The organism is Natronospira proteinivora, assembly GCF_024170465.1.
In the GTDB taxonomy this organism is placed as follows: domain Bacteria; phylum Pseudomonadota; class Gammaproteobacteria; order Natronospirales; family Natronospiraceae; genus Natronospira; species Natronospira proteinivora.
Genome location: NZ_JALJYF010000002.1, coordinates 850,033 through 871,360 on the forward strand (window position 1 = coordinate 850,033; position 21,328 = coordinate 871,360).

The following is a 21,328-nucleotide window of genomic DNA, read 5'->3' on the forward strand; positions in this document are numbered from 1 at the left end:
CCCTTTTAGCCGCTTCAGGCCGCTGGTCCGGAAAAATCCAGAAAGAAGGGCATGGGCCGCATCTTCTCCAGACAGTCGGTATCGAGTGCGTCCGGCTCCGTGCCGGCCAGAAAGTCCCTGAGCAGGAACGGCAGGCAGCCCAGGTGGACCACATTATGCCCCTTGCCCTTGAGGGTGAGATGGCGGGCATTGGACAGGCTGGCGGCGGCTTGATCCCCCCAGGCTGGCGGTGTCACCGGGTCCAATTCTCCGGACAGCAGCAATACGGGCTTGTCCGAACTGACCGGCTCATGAAAATCGTCGGGGATCTCGCCCTGTGGCCAGACCGAGCAGATGCCCTCCAGCATCTGCATGGGATCCTGGCCCAGAAAGCCGGGTTCGCCAAGCTGTTCCAAATCGCCCCGTTCCTCGACAAAGGGCACATCTTCGCTGCAGATCACCGAATAATGCAGCCCGAGACTCAGGCTGTCTTGCATGGAATCCGAGAGCAAGAGCCACTGAGCCGCCAGAGGTCCCCAGTCATCCTCGGCGGCCGCCTGATGCAGCAGCAAGGGCATCAGGGCCAACCATTCCGGCTGATAGGCAGCGAATCGAACCACCTGCGCCACCTTGGCGCGACTGAGCGTTACTTCCGTGGATTCATGGGTGCGCGGGTGGCGAAGCGCCACGGTTTCCGGCGATTCGGCCAGTTCGGCCATCAGAGCCTCAAAGTGCTCGGCCAAGTCGGGAAAGGCCTCGCGGCAGGCTGAATCATTCTCGCAACGGGCCATCATCCGGTCCACCGATTGCTGGGCGAAGGGGGCAATCATGGGCCCCAGTATTTCATCCGCCGGGACTACCCCGTCCACGGTCAGGGTTTTGATGACCTCCGGGTAACGCCGCAGGTAATCCAGGCCCAGGCGACTGCCGTAAGACACGCCGTACACATGCCATTCCGGCATGGCCAAGGCCTCACGCACCGCTTCAAGATCCCGCACGGTATTGCTGGTGGTGTATTGCCGGGTATCGGCTTCCAGATCGTCCAGACAGCGGGCTGCGGCGTTCACTGCGGTATCCGCGTCCGGTTCCAGGTCGATGTCGTCTTCGGGGCATTGCAGGGAATTCGACTGGCCGGTACCCCGCTGGTCCAGCAGTATAATGGGATGATTTTGGCGCACCGGTCCCAGGGCCCGGACATGGGGGATGAAGGCCTGGGTGGCGGCCTGACCCGGCCCGCCGGCCAGCATCAGCAGGGGCGCGCCGCTGGCTTCGCTGCTACTGGCGGGGACCCAGGCCCCTTTCAGCATGATCTTTCGCCCATCTGGCTTGCCCCAGTCCTCCGGGACCTCCAGCTCAAAGCAGCGGGCAGAGACGGACTGGCCCCGCTCGGGCAGGCTCAGACGGCATTCCTCGAAATCAAGCTCAGCTTCCGGGCGCACCGGCACATTGGCGGCGGCGCCGAACACACTCAATACTATCCCTGTGACCCCCATGGGATCCTCTCCTTCGCGCTTGTGATGGTTTCATGATATCCATGGATTCTGGCCGGCAGGCCCTTCGGGGCCGTATAATAACAAGGTTAAACTCGGTCGACAGACCCCCGCGCCGCGTGGGGGCGCCAAGAGGTGGTGGAAAATGTCCCAGCAGAATCGATTCGACGTGATCGTCGTGGGTGGTGGCCATGCCGGCACCGAGGCCGCACTGGCCTCGGCACGGGCCGGTGCGCGTACCCTGCTGCTGACCCAGAATCTGGACACCATTGGCCAGATGTCCTGCAATCCCGCCATCGGTGGCATCGGCAAGGGCCATCTGACCCGGGAAATCGATGCCCTGGGCGGGGCTATGGCCCGGGCCACCGACCGGGCCGGCATCCAGTTTCGTACCCTCAATGCCAGCAAGGGCCCGGCGGTCCGCGCCACACGCGCCCAGGCCGATCGCAATCTGTATCGCCAGGCCATCCGCGCCATGGTGGAGAACCAGCCCGGGCTGTCGCTGTTCCAGCAGGGTGTCGATGATCTGATCATTGAGAATGACCGGGTTGCTGGCGTGATCACCAGCATGGGATTGCGCTTCGAGGCGCCCAGCGTGGTTTTAACCGTGGGCACCTTCCTGGGTGGACGTATCCATGTGGGCGGCACCCAGAGTGCCGGTGGCCGGGCTGGGGACGCCCCCTCCAATGCCTTGGCCGAAAAGCTGCGCGCCCGTCCCTTCCGGGTCGGCCGCCTCAAGACCGGCACCCCGCCCCGGATCGACGGTCGCAGCATCGATTTCAGCCAGTTGGAAGAACAGCCGGGGGATGATCCCGCACCCGTCTTTTCCTACATGGGCTCCGCCGATGAGCACCCCGAGCAGCGTTCCTGCTGGATCGCCCGCACCAATCCGCGCACCCACGAGATCATTCGCGCCCATCTCGATGAGTCCCCCATGTTTACCGGGGCCATCGATAGCGTGGGTCCGCGTTATTGCCCCTCGGTGGAAGACAAGGTGGAGCGCTTTGCCGACAAGGATTCCCACCAGATCTTTGTGGAGCCGGAAGGCCTGCAAACCCACGAGGTCTATCCCAACGGCATCTCCACCAGCCTGCCCTATGAAGTCCAAATCGAGTTTCTGCGCACGGTGAAGGGTTTCGAGCAGGCGCATATTACGCGCCCGGGCTATGCCATCGAATATGATTTCTTCGACCCCCGCGACCTCAAGCCCAGCCTGGAAACCAAGCACGTGGGCGGCTTGTATTTTGCCGGCCAGATCAACGGCACCACCGGCTATGAAGAGGCCGGCGCCCAGGGCCTGCTGGCCGGTCTGAATGCCGCCCGCCAGGCCCAGGCGCTGGACAGCTGGTGCCCCCGCCGGGACGAGGCCTATCTCGGGGTGTTGGTGGATGATCTGATCACGCGGGGTGCCTCCGAGCCGTATCGCATGTTCACCAGCCGGGCTGAACATCGCCTGTTGCTGCGGGAAGACAATGCGGATCTGCGCCTGACACCGGCCGCCCGGGAAATGGGCCTGATCGACGACGCCCGCTGGACGGCATTCGAGTCCAAGCGCGATGCGGTGGAAACCGAGAAGCAGCGTCTCGCGGGTATCCTGATTCGGCCCGGCGACCTGAGCGTCGAGGAAGCCGAGCATGTGCTGGGCGGCGCCCTGTCCAAAGAACAGCATGCCACCGAGTTGTTGCGCCGTCCCGAGGTCACTTACCACAAGCTCACCGGACTGTCGGTGGTGGGTGCGCCGGTTCCGGACCCCCGGGTCGCCGAGCAGGTGGAGACCCAGCTCAAATACGCCGGTTATATCGAGCGCCAGGAAGCTGAAATCGAAAAGGCCCGCCGGCACGAGGATACCCCCTTGCCCGAGGACATGGACTACCGTGCGGTGCGTGGCCTGTCCAATGAAGTGTGCCAGCGGCTGACAGACGCCAAACCCCAGACATTGGGTCAGGCCAGCCGGCTTCAGGGTGTCACACCCGCCGCCATTTCCCTCCTGCTGGTGCATCTGAAAAAGCGAAAAAGCGGCCGCCAGCTACGCAATACGGCCTGAGCAGGTTCGGGAAAAGTTGCTTAACAAAATGCGCCTTCGGTATATACATACCCCTTAGGATTGCCTCAACGGGCTACCTAGGCACCCCGAACGAAGTCGAGGCCAGCTTACACCTTACGGACAAAAAAGCCCCGATGCGCATGCATCGGGGCTTTTTCTTGAGGCGAATATAAGGTGTCCCGCAATTGGGGACGGTCGGGATCAGAAGCGGAACATCTCGTTGTCATTGACCGAGAAGACACCGTCTTCCATCCGCACCCGGATTTCCAGGTCGCCGTCCTCGGTTTCGCTCAGCATGCCTTCATCGATGGCGGCATCGATCTGCATGTCCATCAACTCGGCCATGTCCTCTTCCATCTCGCCATCCGGCAGGCCACCCATCATGCTCATGGCAATGGTGCGTCGTACCAGATTGCGGCTGGCACTGAGCTGGCCTTCGCCATTCAGTAGCAGCGGGAAGGCCTCCTGATCGAACAGCTCGCCGAGCTCGGAACGGCTCAGGTCACGGAACTGAACCACACCCTCGCCCTTGATGCTGCCACCGGGTAGATGGACATCCAGGCCCTCCATGCGCAACCCAAGCTGATGTTCCATCAGCGACAATACCGGCTCACGAATCCGGTCCAGGACCATATCATCCATGGCCTGGGGATTCTCAGGATCGAATTGCGGCATATTGGCAAAGGCTTCCTGAAGATCCGCCGCTGATTGGGGATGGATGTTGAAGATATCGTAGGTCACTTCCGCCGGTCCGGCTTCAAAGCCTTCCACGGACAGGGATTCCAGATAAATCTCGTGTTCCTGCCCCACCAAATCACCCCGCTCATCGGTCAGGCTGGACCAGAGCAGGCCTTCCATGCGGGCGGGTTCGCCTTGAGGCGAGCGGATTTCCATGGAGGCCAGGCGCAGTTCCACCCCACCCAGCCAAAGATCTGCCGGTCCACGGCGCTGGTTCACGTCCACCCAGGGGGTGGAGAAACTCACGTGGACTCCCGCCTCGTCGCTCATATTGAGCTCGCCGCCGCGCAGCCGGGCTTGAACTCGATCCAATTGACGGTTGGCCCGGGCATCCAGGGTAATGGCATCGTCACTCACCACGCGCAGGTGATCACCACCGTCCAGATCCACCTGGAAGTCAAAGGGCAGCACCTTGACCTGGGTGCTGAGACCGCCCATCAGACCCAAATGGGTAGTACTGCTGATCTCGATGCCGTGTTCGGCAATGAAGGGCAGGTTCTCATCGGGACGGCTGTCTACCGTCGCAAAGCCGGGCTTCCAGCGTTGGGTGAATGGTGCCGGCGCGGTAAAGGGCACGGGACCATGGTGAATACGCTCCTGAAGCAGCAAGGTGGCTCTGCCATCCTCGTCGGCTTCAGCCCAACCGAACTCGGTCAACATCTCCACCAGCATCGGATCGGAGAAGGTCAGTGCCACCTCGGAATTCGAGCTGAACCAACCCCGATCGAAGCTTACAACCTCTGCATCCATGGCTGGTTCCGGATCCAGGGCATCCTGCCAGATCTGCTTGTAGCGCCCTTCGGCCATCATGCCGACCCCAGCAGGTGCTACCAGCACCAACAACAACAGAACCACCAGCAGTCCGCCCAGCCATTTCTTCATATTGGATTTCATCTTTCCCCCTAACAGATTTTTAGCGGTGGCATTCGGCCACCTTGATCGTGAAAACGGACCCGTCGCGACGAGCCCGAAACCATCAGTTTACACCTCTGCCCGGTTTTGGGGGAGGACCCTTGGCCCAATATCCTGTTTCTGAAGGCCCTGTTATGCTGAGTCTATTCTTGCCGTCTCACGGGAATATCCATGCCCGCGCATCAGCAGATCCTCCTCCTACTCCTGGCCACCTTGCTGCTGTTTGCCTGGGGCCGGTGGCGCTACGACCTGGTGGCGGGCATGGCCTTGCTGGCCGCCGTGTTGCTGGATCTGGTCCCCAGCGAGGAGGCCTTCAATGGCTTCGCCCATCCGGCGGTGATCACCGTGGCGGCGGTTCTGGTGATCAGCCGCGCCCTGGGTTCTGCAGGGGTGGTGGACTTGATTGCCGGACAGGTGACCCGGATCGGTGACCGTGTCCTGATCCAGACCTTCGCCCTGACCCTGGTGGTGGCGGTCTGTTCGGCCTTCATGAACAATGTGGGTGCCTTGGCTTTAATGTTGCCGGTGGCCATTCAGGTGGCACGGGAGCATGGTTTCCCGGTCTCCCGTCTGCTTATGCCTCTGGCCTTCGGCTCTTTGCTGGGCGGCTTGACGACCCTGATCGGTACCCCGCCCAATATCATTATTGCCACCTATCGCCAGACGGAACTGGGCGAGGCCTTTGCCATGTTCGATTTCGCCTCGGTGGGTTTGCTGGTCATGGCGGCCGGGATTGTCCTGGTCACGATACTGCCGCGTTGGGTCCTGCCTGATCGCAAAGGGGAGTCTTCCCCCGATGAGTTGTTCGAGATCGAGAACTATCTTCTGGAACTCACGGTTGAGGACGACGCCAAGGTCATTGACGACCCCATTCGAGCTCTGGCTGAGCCTCTGGAGAAGGTGGACTACACGGTGGTGGGCATTGCCCGTGGCAAAAGGATCATCAGTCCGGTCCGGCCCCATGAGCGAATTCGGGCCGGCGATATCCTGCTGGTGGAAGCCGATCCGGAAGAGCTGCAGGGTCCGGCCGAAAAGCTCGGGCTGAGCCTGGGTGGCAGCGGGGAGCTGGACCCCGAGCATTTCAAGAACGATGAGCTCACCGTCATGGAGGCCGTTGTTCTCCCCGAGGCCTTCATTGAGGGCCATACTCTAAGGACACTGCACCTTCCGGCTCGCTACGGCATCACCCTGCTGGCGGTGGCCCGCCAAGGTGAGCGGCTGCGCGAGCGCCTCGGAAAAATTCGCTTCCAGAGCGGCGATGTCCTGCTGCTACAAGGGGAGCGGGAGGCCTTGCAGGAGGCCACCAGCCGCCTGGGGTGTCTGCCGCTGGCGGATCGGGAGCTCAGCGTGGGGGCACCGCGCAAGCTGATCACCGGGCTGGGTCTGTTCGCCCTGGCCCTGGGCCTGATCGTCAGTGGCTTGCTGCCAGTCCAGATCGCCCTGCCCGGGGCTGCCTTGGGCATGGTGCTGAGTAATGTGCTCAGTCTGCGCCAAGCCTATGGCGCCATCGATTGGCCGGTGATTGTCTTGTTGGGGGCCATGCTGCCGGTGGGGATGGCCTTTGAAACCTCCGGCGCTGCTGGCCTGCTTGCCAGTGGCTTGCTGCAGATTTCCGGGGAATGGCCACCGGCGGTGACTTTGGGCTTGCTACTGTTGGCGGCCATGTTGCTATCGGATGTGATCAACAATGCCGCCGCGGCGGTGTTGCTGGCACCCGTGGCCCTGGCGATTGCCACCGCTCTGGGCGTATCGCCGGATCCTTTTCTGATGGCCGTCGCCGTGGGGGCCTCCTGTGCCTTTCTCACCCCCATTGGTCACCAGTCCAACACTCTGGTCATGGGTCCGGCCGGTTATCGCTTTACCGACTTTGCCCGACTGGGTCTGCCACTCAGTCTGCTTGTTTTTGCTCTGGGCCTGCCCATGATTCTGCTGATCTGGCCCTTCTGAAATCGAATTGCACGGTAGCCTGAGAACTGCTATTTTTTTCCTTAATTCAGGCATAGGCGAATCGGAGATGGCTCATGATGGCAAGGACGCCTTTTATCCTTTTTTTGGCCGTATTTGTTATTGGATGTTCCAATAGAACTGACCCCCTTCAAGAACCCTCCCTGGCCGTTCCCGAAAACACCAGTAGTGAAGCGCCGTCACTGGATGATATCGAGCGTTGTATAATGGTCACGGCCGAATTGAACGGATGGTTGCCCGAACGCGGATCAGACCGGGGCAGACTGAAAGCGCAGCGCCATGTTCGTTCCCACCGCGCTTTCATTGACATATTTTATGACGAGGAATCGATTGACGTTCAATATGCGGATAGCATCAACCTCAACTACGTTGATCGGCCTCCGAGGAGCGTTCGCCGTTACAAGGATATGAACTACACGGGCCCAGTGATCCATCCTATCTACAATCAATGGGTTGAAACTCTGAGCAACGATCTCGAAGTCCGGCTTAGACAGCCGGATTTTCTCTGTGAGCGCATGCAGGGTATACGCAACTAATCAGATTCGAAATACAAGCATTGCGTCTGAACAAAAAGGGGAAACTATGTCGTTCGCGGTTTCTGATAGAACTCGGAAAAAGGCTATTATTGCCTTGGTGGTTGTGCTTGGGATCGTCTTGGCAGCATGTACGCGTAATATGCGTCCGGTGGAAGACCAGTCCCAAAGCATGCCAGGTAACATTGAACAGGATGCGGCGCTTGCGGATATAGAGCGCTGCCTGGTATTGGCAGGAAGCTACCGGGGATGGGCCCGCCATCCTGCCAGCGATGAAGGCGACCTTCATCTGCGGAGATTGGAGCGCCATCATATGGCACACGTTAGGGTTGAATATGATTCGACCCAGTACCGCTTATCGTATGTGGACAGCGCGAACCTGCGTCATAGTGAGAATGAGCGGATTCTCTATGATCGTCAAAGAGATACCTTTACCGAATATGAAGGAGAGGTAATTAGTGTCCATTATTATAGGTGGACGGATTATCTCTTGGAGACAATGCATTCAGTACTTTCCCAGGGTCTGGACCATTGCGACACTGAGGCATCCGAGCATTAAAGGATGGAAAAGCCGGGACGATCACGTTTGAAGGATTCTGCCCGTTCTCATGTCGAAGCCTCAATGGTGAGCCCGCCAGCCTGTGTCCAGGAAACGGGTTCACATGGACGCAGAATAGCCACCATATGCTCATCGGGCTGAGATTCGGGATTCACACCTGTGGAGCAGGCCAGGGTCAGTCCTCGTCTTGAAAGGCATCAAGGTGAAAGTCGCGAATGGCCTCCACTTCCGACAGGCCAGGTTCCCGGGGATGCTCGGGAACCTGGCCGCTCATCACTTTCAATACCGTATGGACCCCCCGGGCCAGCGGCTCCAGGTTGTAGCCTCCCTCCAGAACCATGGCCAGGCGACCGTTACAGTGCTGATCCGCCAAGGCCTGCAATATTCCGGTGAGGTGGGAAAAGCCTGAATAGCTCATGTTCATGCAGAGATCCAGACGATGGGCATCGAAACCGGCGGAACAGATGATCAGGTCCGGTTGGAACCATTGGGTGGCCGGCACCAGAATCTCCTCAAAAGCCCGCATCATGGCTTGGTCCCCGGAACCTTCCGGCATTGGCACGTTGACCGTGGTGCCTTCACCGATGCCGCCACCCACTTCCTCCATATAACCTGTTCCAGGGTAGAAGGGCGCCATGCGGTGGGTATCGAACAACATCACATCCGGGTCAGCCCAGAAGATGTCCTGCGTACCGTTGCCATGGTGGGCGTCCCAATCCACGATCAGAACCCGTTCACAACCCAGCTCCACCTGGGCATAGGCGGCGGCCACCGCCACATTGTTGAACAGGCAAAAGCCCCGGGCGCGGACCGCATTGGCGTGATGCCCCGGTGGCCGACAGAGGGCAAAGGACCCTTGTGATTCCCCCCGGACCACGGCTTCCACGGCCCGGATGGCGGAGCCGGCGGCGACTTCCGCCGCTTCGACGCTGCCCGGCGAGACCGCCGTGGTGTCCACATCCAGCCAGGCGTGTTTGCCGCGCAGCTTATAGATCGACTTGAGGTAGGCTCGGGTATGAACCAGTCCCAGTTCTTCCGGTGTCGCCGCCCGACTCTCTTCCAATCGGATCCCTTCAATGGGTTCGGCGGCCAGCAGATCCAGGATGGCTTGAATCCGGCCTGGATGCTCCGGGTAACTCCATTTCACCACCAGGTCCGAAAGGATGCCCCGGACCCGCCGGTCCAAGCGCCCAGGCAGGAATTTCTCTTCCACATCCGGGCGGTGTTCCAGCATGCGTGGGTCGTGTATGACTAGGACGTCCCGTTTTTCGCCCACTTTCAGTCTCCTTATTCCATGCCACTCCTGGCATCATAGACTACTGACTTGGCCATGCTCGTATTTTCTCTATGCGGGCAGGCAAGGCGTACAATATGCCTTTATCCGAATCCAGTCTGGAGGCTGCATGTCCCCTGTCCGTCCGCGCCTGACCCAATTTCCCCATGGCATCACGGCCATCGATACCGACTATCATCGGCCCCGTTTTGACGCCAGTCATCTGATTGTGGACGAGGGCCGGGCCGCTTTTGTGGATACCGGCACCACCCATTCGGTCCCGGCCTTGCTGGCCGCCCTCGCGGAAATGGGGCTGGACCGCAAATCTGTGGATTATGTTCTGCTGACCCATGTTCACCTGGATCATGCCGGTGGTGCCGGGGAATTAATGAAGTATCTCCCCAATGCCATCTGCATTGTGCATCCTCGCGGTGCCCGTCACATGGTTGATCCGGCCAAGCTGATTGCCGGCACCAAGGCCGTCTACGGAGAAGCCGCTTTTCAGGAGATGTATGGGGAGATTCCCCTCATCCCAGCCGAGCGGGTGCGGGAATCCAAGGACGGCATGGTGCTGAGACTGGGGGACCGCCGCTTGACCCTGTTTCATACGCCGGGCCATGCGAAGCATCATTACTGCATCTTCGATGATCGCCCCCAAGCGGTCTTTACGGGGGATACCTTCGGTGTCTCCTATCGGGAGCTGGATACCGACCAGGGCGAGTTCATCCTGCCTACCACCACACCGGTTCATTTCGATCCCCAGGCCTACCATCAGTCGGTGGACCGGATCATGAGCTTTGAACCCAATGCCTGTTTCCTGACCCATTACAGTCGGGTCACCGACCTGGACCGTCTGGCCGAGGATCTCCATCGGGAGATCGATGCCTTCGTGGCGATTGCCAGGGCCCATCAAGGTGCCGAGGATCGGGTGTCCACCATTGAGCAGGCCCTGATCCGCCATCAGGCTGAACGCATGGCCGCCCACGGTATCAAGTCGCCGGAGGAGACCACCCGGCGGGTGCTGGACATGGATCTGCAGCTGGATGCCCAGGGTCTGGACGTCTGGTTGAGCCAGCAGGAAAAACAGCAGGCCTAAGGACTGATCCGCCGTTGCCGCACTATCTGGGCCAGCCGTGGTTTAATTGGGGTGATGGATTGGTCAGCGCTCAGTCGGCGTCAAAGGACCAGCCAAAGCGGGCCAGATCGATGCGTCCCCGAAGGCCGAAGGCCACCCCTTCCGCCTCCAGGCACTCGCGCTGGCGCTCACCCGCGCCCGCTAACGGCAGACTGATCTCACCCCGGGCGTTGATGACACGATGCCAGGGAATGCTGCTGCCCGAGGGAAGGGCATGCAGGGCATAGCCCACCAGCCGTGCCTGGCCCGGCAAGCCGGCTGCCCGGGCCACCTGGCCGTAGGTGGAGACATGGCCGGCCGGGATGGCCATTACCGTGGCATAGATGGCTTCATGCTTCTCGGAGCGGGCCATGGGGCTATTCCATGAGCAGGGCGCGGATCACGGTAAAGACCAGGGCCCCGCTACTGCCCAGCACCAACAGGGTCATGCCGATGCCGGTGTAGCTTCCTGTGAGCAGGATCAACCCCAATTCTACAACCGTAACCACCAAGACCAATGCCGCCGCGCTCAGATAATGACGTCGGGCCGCTGGCGCGCCCAACAGGCGTCGAGCGGCCACCAGCCAGAACAGCCCGGCCACCAGGGAAAAGCCCCCCGCCAGAACCGGGTCCAGCGGTGTCCACAGCCCGGCGGCCAGCAGCCAGGCCAGCAAGCCGATACCGGTGAGCAGAATGAGGATGGCAAAGATAATGGCCAGGGCCTGATTCATGGTCCTTCCCCGCAATGAAAGCCCGTATGATATCAGGCTGAATGTGTCATATCCGGGAGGAAACATGGTCCCCCTATTGGGTTTTCTGTTATTGCTTTTTCTGGGCCTTTGCTGGTATCGCATCGCGGGCAAGGCTGGATTTCAGCCCTGGCTGGGCCTGCTGATGCTGGTGCCGGTGGTCAATCTGGGCTTTCTCGCCTGGTTTGCCTTTACCGATTGGCCGATTCACCGTCATCCCGGCGAAGATTGAGCCCCTTGGCCTGAGCAGCGTCTTGGCCTAATCTTTAGGCTTTGTTTTTTAACCATTCAGTGAGACCGAGTTCGCTATGAAACAGCGTCATCTGATGATTCCCCTGGTCACCGCCGTGGCCGTGGCCCTGGCCCTGGTGGCTTGCGAGGCCCCGGAAGAACAGGACCGCCCCGAGGCTAGCCTGGGTTACGATTATCCCGACACCCGCCGCCAGGACCTGGTGGAAGAGATCCACGGGCATGAAATCGCCGATCCTTATCGCTGGCTGGAAGAGCTGGGCAGCGACGAGGTTCGGGACTGGATCAATGCCCAGAATGCCCTAACCTTCGAACACCTGGAAAGCCTGGATGGGCGTTCCCGCTTCAAGGAACGCATGACCGAGTTGTGGGACTACGAGCGCTACTCGGTGCCGGGCGAGGAATCCGGCCGCTATTTCTATCGTCACAATGACGGGCTGCAGGATCACGACGTGCTGTACTGGCTGGATGAGCTGGATGGTGAGCCGGTGGAGCTCATCGATCCCAATCAGTTCTCCGAGGACGGCACCGTCTCACTGACCATGACCTCGGTGCGTGAAGACGGCGAATACATCGCTTACGGCAAGGCCGAGGGCGGCTCCGACTGGCAGACCTTCCATATCCGCAATATCGAGTCCGGCGAAGATACCGGCGATTTTCTGGAATGGATCAAGTATTCCCCGGCCGCCTGGACCCATGATCACGAGGGCTTTTTCTATGCCCGTTACCCTGAGCCCGAAGGGGATCCCCTCACCGCGCCCAATGAGGACCACAAGGTCTATTACCATCGGATGGGCGAGGACCAGGCCGATAACGTTCTGGTCTACGAGCGACCGGATCGCCCGGACTGGCGGTTCAACCCCGAGGTCAGCGATGATGGCCGCTATCTGATCCTGACCGTTCGGGAAGGCACCGACCGTCGCAACCGGGTTTATTACATGGATCTGCAGGACGAGGAAAACCCCCGTCTGGATGGCGAGGTGGTGGAACTGCTGGATGATTTCGACGGCGGCTATCACTTCATCGACAATGATGACGCCGTGTTCTACTTCTACACCACCGCCGATGCCCCCCGGGGCCGGGTCATCGCCGTGGACACCGAGACGCCTGAACGGGATAACTGGGAAACCCTGGTGGAAGAAGGCGATCGGGTGATTCGCGGTGTTACCGCCGTGGACGATCGCTTCGTGGTCAACTATATGGAAGATGCCCGCAGCCGCCTGGCCCTGTTTGGTCGTGACGGTGAGCTGCGGGGTGATGTGGAGCTGCCGACCCTGGGCACGGTCTCCAGCGTCCGAAGCGGTCGTGACGGTGAGATGTTCTTTGGTTTCAGTTCCTTTCTCTATCCCACCACCATCTTTCGCTATGACACCGAAGCCGATGCTGAAGCGGAGATCTTCCGTCAGCCGGAGCTGAGCGGATTCGACCCCGAGGACTATGTCACCGAGCAGGTCTTCTACGAGTCCAAGGACGGCACCGAAATTCCCATGTTCATCACCCATCACCGGGATACCCAGGTGGATGGCCAGACCCCCACCCTGCTTTATGGCTATGGCGGCTTTAATATCCCCATCCTGCCTTCCTTCTCGGTGGAGAACCTGGCCTGGATGGAACAGGGAGGTGTCTATGCCTCGGCCAATATCCGCGGTGGTGGCGAGTTTGGCCGGGAATGGCACCAAGCCGGTGTGCAGGAGAAAAAGCAGAATGTCTTTGATGACTTCATCGCCGCGGCCGAATACCTGGTGGACGAGGGCTATACTTCATCCGATAACCTGGGTATTTACGGCCGTTCCAACGGCGGCTTGCTGGTCGGCGCGGTGATCAACCAACGCCCGGATCTCTTCGGCGCGGCCCTGCCGGCAGTGGGCGTGATGGATATGCTGCGTTTCCACAAGTTTACCGTGGGTGCCGGCTGGACACCGGACTATGGTAATCCGGAAGAGGCCGATGATTTTGAGGTTCTGCGCCAGTACTCGCCCTATCACAACATTCAGGTGGGCCATGACTATCCGCCGGTGCTGGTGACCACGGCCGATCATGACGACCGGGTGGTGCCGGGCCATTCCTTCAAATATGCGGCCATGCTGCAGTACAAGCAGTCGGACGACAGCAGCAGCCCCATGCTGATTCGCATCGAGGACCGGGCCGGCCATGGTGCCGGCATGTCCACCACCATGCGTATCGAGGAAGCCCGCGACCGCTGGGCCTTCCTCGCGGAGCATCTGGGCTTGGAATTAGACTGAGTCGGCAATAAGAAAGATAGCGGGTCCCGAAAGGGGCCCGTTTTTTATTCCGCGAGAGCTTCAAGCTACAAGCCGCAAGCTTCAAGCTGGCTTTCCCGGTTTCATGACCGTTGCCTATAGCAAGCTTTTCGCTGGCTGGGGACCGGCTACGAGCACGGCCCTATCCCTTGCACAGCCAGCTTGCAGCTTGCAGCTTGAAGCTGACTTCAATCCCACTCCGGCGCCAGGCCCTCGGGATTGATCACGCGGCCGTTGGGGTCGGCCAGGGCCGTGATCTGCTTCATTTCCCCCTCACTCAGTTCGAAATCGAAGATCTCGATATTGGCGCTGGCGTTGGCCTCGCGGCTGGAGCGCGGAATGGCCACCACCCCGTCCTGCTGGATCAGCCAGCGCAGGGCGATCTGCCCGGGATTCTTGCCGTGCTTCTCGCCAATGGCTTTGAGTGTGTCGTTCTCGAACACCCGGCCCTGGGCCAGGGGGCAATAGGCGGTGAGGACCATGTCGGCTTCCCGCAGCGCCGGAAAAAGGGTGTTCTGCGCCAGGAAGGGGTGGTACTCGATCTGATTGGTCACCAGCGGCGCCCGGCTCGCTTCCTGGGCCCGGGCCAGCCAGTCGCTGGGGTAGTTGCTGACCCCGATGTGGCGGGCCAGGCCCTGTTCCTTCACGGTGTTCAGGGCATCGAACATGGCCTGGAAGTCCACCTTGGGGTTGGGCCAGTGCAGCAGCAAGAGATCCACGTAATCGGTTTGCAGCTTTTCCAGGCTGGCTTCCACCGAGGCTTCCAGCTTGCCCGAGCGCATGGCATCGATCCAGACTTTGGTAGTGAGAAAGATCTCTTCCCGGCGAAAGGGGGCATGGGCCAGGGCCTCGCCCACGCCCTGTTCATTGCCGTAAATCTGGGCGGTATCGATATGGCGGTATCCGGCCTGCAGGGCGTGTTCCACCATGCGGGCCGCGTCTTCCACTGCCAGCTCGAAGGTGCCAAAACCCAGTGCGGGGATGGAGGCCCCCTGGCATTTCACATTCCACATGGTGATTCTCCTTGCGGTCGCAATAATGGTGATGGAACGGTTTAGAACGCACCGCTCCCGATGTCGTATTGGACGCCATTGTTCATGTTAATCAGTCACTTACCTGAGAACTGCAGCTTCGCTGGGAGGCGGTGGCCAATGGCCACGAAAAATTCATCCTCCCGCCCTTGTCAGGGCCTGAAATTGGCATCTATTATTAATCTTGCTGGCTCGTTTGAAGCGGCAAGGCGAGGCCCAATACCCGCCGGCCGATTCAGACTAACAGGGGCCAAGGGCCCCGGTGAAATTTCCCTTCCTCAAGCGGTAGCCGCAAGGTAGGAAACACGCCGGTCCATTGTTCCCGCCAGCATTTCGTCTAAAAAACGTAAGGAAGGTAAGTATGCAGACCGGTACTGTGAAGTGGTTCAACGAGGCCAAGGGCTTCGGTTTCATCGCCCCCGAAGATGGTGGCAAGGATGTCTTCGTGCATTTCTCCGGTATCTCCGGCGACGGGTTCAAGACCCTGCAGGAAGGCCAACAGGTTCAGTTCGAAACCAAGGAAGGCCCCAAGGGTCTTCAAGCCGTGGATGTCCAGGCACTCTGAACCGCCCGATGTCGGTCTGTGATCGACAGCGGTTAGAACCAGGCCCGCTCCAGTTGGAGCGGGCCTTGTCTCTTTCAATCCCTCCCCAACTCTCCAATTATTGTGCCAACTCTAGGCACGATTTTCTTGACCCATGTTCCCTTAGAAACAATTTTGCCATGTCTAATAGGCCGAGCTTCCCACTTATCCTTTTAAATTTCTTCCAGGTTTTCACGTCCATATTTCCTTGACAAGGAAGGATGCATTGCTATCTTTAATTAGAGTTAGTCGTTGTGGCCAATCACAATAATATTAATCACTAAAAGGTGGGAGTAAGACGTTGAAACTGAAGTTGAACAAATAAGAATTCGTGATTCTGTCCGACGATGCCGAAGTGCTAGGCAAGGAAATGATCCCCCAGGTTGGTGGTGGTAACTTCACGGATCACTGTGGACACGGCGATGATTGCCGCCCAACACTGGTCGCCGCTGAAACGTGTGGCTATTGGATCTGCCCGCCTGTTTTCTAAATGGGCCACAAATGAAGGTGAAGGACGCCCTCGGGGCTGCCTTCATTTATCCAGATTGATTTCCTCGCATTGCTTGCTTGTGACCATCCCCGCTTCGACACGGCTCTCAGGGTGGATGGGCTGTTCATTGCGTTGTCAATCTTCAAGCGCGGATCGACAGCATATTGTCCCCTGGGTCCCTCGCAACCGGACGATCCAGCATCAGGGCATGCAAAAGAAATCATTATTCCAAACTCGTCCTACATTAGTCATATTAGCACTTACATTGTGATAATTTTTTACCTTTTTTTTAGGTTTTATCTTGACACGGGAAGCTGCGTTGCTACGCTCAGGTTTGGTCATTGATTTGGCCAAGCACAACCAAATTTAAAATTGGGAGTAAGACAATGAAACTGAAGCTGAACAAAGAAGAGCTGGTGACCCTGTCCGACGACGCCGAAGTGCTGGGCAAGGAAATGACCCCCCAAGTTGGTGGCGGTCAGGACACCCAGGTCTGTGTTGACTACAGCGAGCGCATTTGCCGCGTGACTTTGGCGCCCGGCGAGACCTGCGGCGTATGGACCTGCCCACCCGTACTATAAAAATGGGGTGAGAATGAGGGCAGCCCACCATGGGCTGCCCTCATTTTCTAATTCGATATCGTACGTATTTCATTTGCTCTAATTTCTCAACTGTGCCTTTAAGCGCCCGAGGGCCAAAGCCTTGCACATCATGACCCAGTGCCAATTCAATCGCCTTGAGGCGATTGTTGCCGAGATTGTCCCGAACCTCCTGGAAGCACCCACTGACGAACCGATTGGCCTGATGAGCGGTCGGGCTGGCCATGCCCTTGCCGTTTGGTATGCCCGGCATTTCAATTCGGACTTGGTCGATGAAAATCAGTTTTCAGAAATGCTTTCCGAACTTCAGGGTGCTGTGCCTTACGTAAGCAAAGACCACCGATTTAGTAGGGGGTTACCCGGTGTCGCCTGGTTATTTGAATTGCTTCTCTGGGAGCAGGACGACCCCTATCTTGCAGAGTTCAACCAGAATGTTGACCGTATCCTGCTGAACTTACTCCAAGTCGAGTCGTGGCAAGGGGAAATTGAGCTGATGGAAGGCTTGAGTGGACTCGCACCTTATGCAGCCCGTCGCCTTAAGCAGGCGAATCAAACAGCCGTTTACAAGGAAATTATTCGTCATTTTTCCGATCTCGCGGTCTGGATTTTCCCCGATCAATGCACTTGGCCGAATCCGCCCAATTCGCCGTATAACATGAAATCCCAACCTGAGGAGCCGGAGCATAACCTGGGGCTCGCTCACGGTGTACCCGCTGTGCTTGCTGCATTGATCGCGCCTACCCAGCATAAAGATTTGAGCTCGGTGGCCAAACCGCTCCTGCAGGGAGGCGCCAACTGGCTAGCGGCTCAACGCCAGGACAGTGATGAACTTGAGTGCCACTATGGTTACCTGGCTGGAGAGCCCAGCCACTCGAGGCTTGGTTGGTGTTATGGCGATGCCAGTAACGCACTAATCTTGGCTCGCGCCGGGGCAGTTTTGAATGATAAAGCCTTGATCCAGGCAGCAAGAACCGTTGCCCTTCATGCCGCCAGCCGATCGCCCGAAGCCGGACTGGTAAGGGATGGTGGACTTTGCCATGGCAGCGCAGGCCTATCCCTTATCTTTTCCTTGCTGCACACTCTACTCGGTGACCCCGAGCTCCAGAACGCCGCCGAATTTTGGTTGGAAGATACCATTAAGCGCTATGAAAACCACGGCCTTAACGGCTTCGACGCCTATCGTTACGAACCGGAAAATGGCAAGCCTTATTTTGTCGCGGACACTGGGTTCCTGGCGGGCTATGCCGGAGTTGCCTTGGCATTGATGGCTGCAACCGAACAATCGCCGGATTGGGGCGATTGTCTCCTGCTCCTCTAGAAAAAGCTTCATGAATCGCGCATTATCTGGCATTTCGCTCGCCGAATTCCCAGTTGCTGTGTAGAAACAAGCGAATTTTCCTGTGGAAAACCCTCGCTTGTAATGCCATCCCAGAAATCAAACTTAAGCGACGCAGCGGGAGCGAGAGGCACGTTGAAGGATGACTAGAAGAAGGCATAGGAAATTCAATGGCACACCATCAGAACCTGCAGCCGGAAGAGTTTTTTGTTATTCGTACCCCCCGGTTACCTGTATCCGAACTGTCGCGCCTCCCAAAGGATCCTCGCGAGCAACAAATATTCATCGAAGAGTGGCTGAAGGAGCCAGGGGTGGCTGAAGCGATCTACATTGCCAGTCCTTCATTGATGGCTAGGTTAGATCAGTGGCGGGCCAAGCCGACCGGGAAACAAGGCCGAAAGATTACGGAAAGCCTTGTCAAGTATTTCATTCGCATGACAACCAGGTCTACACCTTTTGGATTGTTTGCTGGAATTCAATTGGGGAATGTCAGTGACCAGACTCGCCTAACCATAGACCCTGGTCGTGTCGGTCGTCGTCATACACGCTTGGACATGTACTACCTCGCAGGTGTACGGGATGGATTGAGCAAGGATGAGGAAAGCAAGTACAGCGTCCCATACAGGCCCAACCCAACATTGCATCAGGTTCACGACGCATTACACTATATCGAACCCTACCGGGGAAATGGAGGACGACAGTACCGCCTGAGTTCCGCTGCGGCCGAACCCCATTTGCTTGCCCTGCTGGGCAAGGCCCGGGCCGGCCTTAGCCAATCAGACTTGATTGATGCATTCCGTGCTGAATACCCGGAAGCCGAGCGGCATGAAGTGGACGAGTTCATCAATGAATTGATCAACGAATCTCTGCTTCTACCCCATATTCCCTTGCCCTTGACCGGTAATTCTCCAGACCAGGCTTTCCTCCAGTCGCTGGATCGGCTCTCTGAGCAGGCCACGGCTGGTCCCATCCGAAAGGCGATTAAGCAGTTAAATAAGATTGATCAGGAGTTTGGTGTCGAACCACTTCGTTATCAAGCCGTCAAGGAGACCCTCGAGGCACTACCCCACGAGGTTTCTGAAAATAAACTCTTCCAGGTCGATCTCTATCGCGAGCTTAAAGATTGCCAGCTGGATCGAGACCTGGCATCGAAAGTAGCAACTGTGATGACTCTGCTTGCTCAGCTTGGCCAAGAGCCGACAAACGAACTGGAGGAGTTTGTAAATCGTTTCAAGGCCCGATTTGAAGGGCAGATGATTCCATTATCCCAGGTACTGAATGAGGAAGTTGGGATACCCGTGAGTACCGAAGGTGGCTATCAAAGCCAATTGTTGGCGGGCGTCCAATTGCCGAAGAAAGGACGGAATACCGTTTCATCTGCCACCACCTCCCCTTTGCAGGCCGAAATCATGCGGCGCCTCAGCTTGCCGGAAAATCATGGTATGGATGCAATCCATATTCCCCTTAAAGCACTGAAAAAAATGGCCGAAAAGCGAAAAGGGAATGAACCAGCTAGACTACCCGTGTCGTTTGCTGCATCCCTCAGCTTGTACAGGAAACGCCAAAGCGGACAGGCCATTGCCCATCTTAAAGGTGGCTATGGGCCGTCGGCCGCGAATCTGTTAGGGCGGTTCTGCCATTTAGATGAGCGATTGACACAGCGCGTCCGCGAACACCTGGAAAAGGAAGAAGCCCATTCGCCGGATGCAATATTTGCCGAGGTCGTCCATATGCCCGATGGGCGTCCCGGCAACGTCATTGCCCGCCCCATATTAAGGCCATATGAAATCGCCTTTCTAGGGGATTCCGGTGTGCCCGAGGAGAAACAGATCGGAATCGATGACCTTTATGTCTTCGTGGAAGATGGAATCGTCAAGCTCTGGTCCAAGCGACATCACCGCCAGGTCGTGCCACGGCTCTCATCGGCACATAATTACAGCAGTAGAAGCCTGGGCATTTATAAGTTTCTTTGTATGTTACAAAATCAATCAGGGAAGGTCCCGGGATTTACACTTCCCGAGTCTCTGCGACAGAGCAGTTTCGTGCCGCGGATACTGCTCGGGGATGTGATTGTCAGCGAGAAGCGTTGGCTCATCCCAAGGCACGAGATCGAGGCATTGTTGGATGGCGGAAACTTGAACCAGTCGAAGTTAGACCGCCTTAAAGCTCAGTATAGCCTTAATCTGCGTGTCAGCTTTGCCCGTGCAGATAACATTCTGGTCCTCGACCTGAATAATGTAAAATTGCTTGAGATTCTGCTTTCTGAAACCAAGGGCTTGGACTACGTTCAGCTTCAGGAGTTTCTTCCGGGTGTTTATGCCTCACATGTCGAAGAGCTGGGCAATCAGTCCACTCGCCAATATAGTAATGAAATCATTTTGCCCGTCTTCAATCCCGCTGGACCGGTTGAAACAACACGCACAAATTATAATGAAGAAGAACTTCAGAAGAGCGCTCGGAGGCGATTCGCACCCGGGTCTCATTGGATGAGCTTAAAATTGTATGGTGCTAAAACTAGTATTGAGAATACATTGGTTTCCGTGATAGGCCCGTTTCTTAACGAAGCAAAAGCCGAAGGCTGGTTCGAAAAATGGTTCTTCATTCGGTATGGAGATCCAGATTGGCATATTCGCTTGAGATTCTTTGGCGACCCGACTTTACTTTACGGCAAGCTACTGCCAAGTCTTGAGCGCCGCCTTTCTGACCATATTCAGGCTGGTCTTGTGCATCATCTTGAGCTGTTTACTTATGATCGTGAAACTGAGCGTTATGGTGGCAGCGATGCCATCAATGTTGCTGAAAGCCTATTTATGCACGATAGTAAGTTTGTCTTAAATGCACTTTCTATCGTTCACAAGTATGGCGAAGAGGCTCGGTGGCGCCTCGCGCTTATGGGTGCCGACACATTGATGGGCTGCTTCCATTATGATCTCGATCGGAAGTTCGCCCTGGTTGACCGCTTGAGGACAAGCTTCGGCCAGGAATTCGAGGAAACTAAAGCCTTGCGAACACAATTGGGAGATCGATACCGCAAGTTCCGCGAGACAATCGACTCCGATTTTAACGCTCTCGTGGGGGCAGTCTTTGCCAAATCGGAATTGCATCAAGCTTGCCGTCAATTTTCCCACCAACTGGAAGATGCTGTACGCGAATACAAGAAACTGGATGTAGATAGAAAGCTTGTCTGCAGTATCGATGCTGTTTTGAGCTCACTACTGCATATGCTTTTCAATCGTTTGTTTAAATCTGACGGGCGAGCGCAGGAGCTTGTTTGTTACGACCTGCTCCGCCGCCACTATTTGGCGGAGAAAGCAAAAGATCGAATGAAGGCCACGGCTGAAACGCGCCGCGCATAATCTCCATTGTCCATTCCAGGGCTCACCGTTTCGAAGTCGGATGACGATGCTCACCCTCTCCCTGCTT

Annotated in this window: 17 protein-coding genes; 11 read left to right on the forward strand and 6 right to left on the reverse strand. The window is 57.7% G+C overall.

All coding sequences use genetic code 11. The features are described from left to right. Positions 1–14 precede the first annotated feature (14 nt). On the reverse strand, positions 15–1,472 hold the full coding sequence (locus tag J2T60_RS10905) for an alpha/beta hydrolase (protein WP_253449887.1): 1,458 nt from the start codon (positions 1,470–1,472) through the stop codon (positions 15–17). Positions 1,473–1,614: 142 nt separating this feature from the next. Between J2T60_RS10905 and mnmG the strand changes: the two genes are divergently transcribed. Next, positions 1,615–3,513: a tRNA uridine-5-carboxymethylaminomethyl(34) synthesis enzyme MnmG gene (mnmG, locus tag J2T60_RS10910; RefSeq protein WP_253449890.1), complete on the forward strand. Its 1,899-nt coding sequence runs from the start codon at positions 1,615–1,617 to the stop codon at positions 3,511–3,513. Between the two features lie 201 nt (positions 3,514–3,714). Here the strand turns inward: mnmG and J2T60_RS10915 are convergent, their stop codons facing one another. Next, a complete protein-coding gene (locus J2T60_RS10915) occupies positions 3,715–5,145 on the reverse strand; it encodes a DUF945 family protein (protein ID WP_253449893.1) in 1,431 nt (476 codons plus the stop codon). Positions 5,146–5,334: 189 nt separating this feature from the next. On the opposite strand from J2T60_RS10915, the gene J2T60_RS10920 reads away from it, so the two are divergent. The 3 genes from J2T60_RS10920 (at position 5,335) to J2T60_RS10930 (ending at position 8,220) form a co-directional block, all read left to right on the forward strand. Continuing rightward, the gene (locus J2T60_RS10920) at positions 5,335–7,110 is read left to right on the forward strand and encodes an SLC13 family permease (RefSeq protein ID WP_253449896.1); all 1,776 of its coding nucleotides are present in this window, start codon (positions 5,335–5,337) and stop codon (positions 7,108–7,110) included. Positions 7,111–7,184: 74 nt separating this feature from the next. After that, positions 7,185–7,664, forward strand: a complete 480-nt coding sequence (locus J2T60_RS10925) for a hypothetical protein (protein WP_253449899.1) — start codon at positions 7,185–7,187, stop codon at positions 7,662–7,664. A gap of 46 nt (positions 7,665–7,710) precedes the next feature. Next, positions 7,711–8,220 (forward strand): hypothetical protein, encoded by a 510-nt coding sequence (locus tag J2T60_RS10930; RefSeq protein WP_253449902.1) that lies wholly within the window; start codon positions 7,711–7,713, stop codon positions 8,218–8,220. Positions 8,221–8,395: 175 nt separating this feature from the next. Here the strand turns inward: J2T60_RS10930 and J2T60_RS10935 are convergent, their stop codons facing one another. Beyond that, a complete protein-coding gene (locus J2T60_RS10935) occupies positions 8,396–9,496 on the reverse strand; it encodes a histone deacetylase family protein (protein ID WP_253449905.1) in 1,101 nt (366 codons plus the stop codon). Positions 9,497–9,623: 127 nt separating this feature from the next. Here J2T60_RS10935 and J2T60_RS10940 point away from each other — a divergent pair, with 127 nt between their 5' ends. Then, positions 9,624–10,589: an MBL fold metallo-hydrolase gene (locus J2T60_RS10940; protein ID WP_253449908.1), complete on the forward strand. Its 966-nt coding sequence runs from the start codon at positions 9,624–9,626 to the stop codon at positions 10,587–10,589. Between the two features lie 70 nt (positions 10,590–10,659). Here J2T60_RS10940 and J2T60_RS10945 read toward each other — a convergent pair whose 3' ends face one another. Continuing rightward, a complete protein-coding gene (locus tag J2T60_RS10945; protein ID WP_253449911.1) occupies positions 10,660–10,980 on the reverse strand; it encodes an MGMT family protein in 321 nt (106 codons plus the stop codon). 4 nt (positions 10,981–10,984) lie between these two features. Further along, positions 10,985–11,338, reverse strand: coding sequence for a hypothetical protein (locus J2T60_RS10950; RefSeq protein WP_253449914.1), 354 nt, complete (start codon positions 11,336–11,338; stop codon positions 10,985–10,987). 64 nt (positions 11,339–11,402) lie between these two features. Between J2T60_RS10950 and J2T60_RS10955 the strand changes: the two genes are divergently transcribed. Both J2T60_RS10955 and J2T60_RS10960 read left to right on the forward strand, forming a co-directional pair. Beyond that, the gene (locus J2T60_RS10955; RefSeq protein ID WP_253449917.1) at positions 11,403–11,588 is read left to right on the forward strand and encodes a hypothetical protein; all 186 of its coding nucleotides are present in this window, start codon (positions 11,403–11,405) and stop codon (positions 11,586–11,588) included. Positions 11,589–11,664: 76 nt separating this feature from the next. After that, on the forward strand, positions 11,665–13,848 hold the full coding sequence (locus tag J2T60_RS10960) for a prolyl oligopeptidase family serine peptidase (protein ID WP_253449920.1): 2,184 nt from the start codon (positions 11,665–11,667) through the stop codon (positions 13,846–13,848). 206 nt (positions 13,849–14,054) lie between these two features. Here the strand turns inward: J2T60_RS10960 and J2T60_RS10965 are convergent, their stop codons facing one another. After that, positions 14,055–14,879, reverse strand: coding sequence for an aldo/keto reductase (locus J2T60_RS10965; RefSeq protein WP_253449923.1), 825 nt, complete (start codon positions 14,877–14,879; stop codon positions 14,055–14,057). 379 nt (positions 14,880–15,258) lie between these two features. Between J2T60_RS10965 and cspE the strand changes: the two genes are divergently transcribed. The 4 genes from cspE (at position 15,259) to J2T60_RS10985 (ending at position 21,261) form a co-directional block, all read left to right on the forward strand. Next, positions 15,259–15,462 carry a transcription antiterminator/RNA stability regulator CspE gene (gene cspE / locus J2T60_RS10970; RefSeq protein WP_253449926.1) on the forward strand — a complete coding sequence of 68 codons (204 nt, stop codon included), beginning with the start codon at positions 15,259–15,261 and terminating at the stop codon, positions 15,460–15,462. Between the two features lie 894 nt (positions 15,463–16,356). Continuing rightward, positions 16,357–16,551 carry a hypothetical protein gene (locus J2T60_RS10975; protein WP_253449929.1) on the forward strand — a complete coding sequence of 65 codons (195 nt, stop codon included), beginning with the start codon at positions 16,357–16,359 and terminating at the stop codon, positions 16,549–16,551. A gap of 130 nt (positions 16,552–16,681) precedes the next feature. Continuing rightward, entirely contained in the window at positions 16,682–17,887 is a 1,206-nt protein-coding gene (locus J2T60_RS10980; RefSeq protein ID WP_253450836.1) for a lanthionine synthetase C family protein, read from the forward strand. 188 nt (positions 17,888–18,075) lie between these two features. Next, complete coding sequence (locus J2T60_RS10985; protein ID WP_253449932.1) at positions 18,076–21,261, forward strand: lantibiotic dehydratase; 3,186 nt, start codon at positions 18,076–18,078, stop codon at positions 21,259–21,261. Positions 21,262–21,328: the final 67 nt, after the last annotated feature.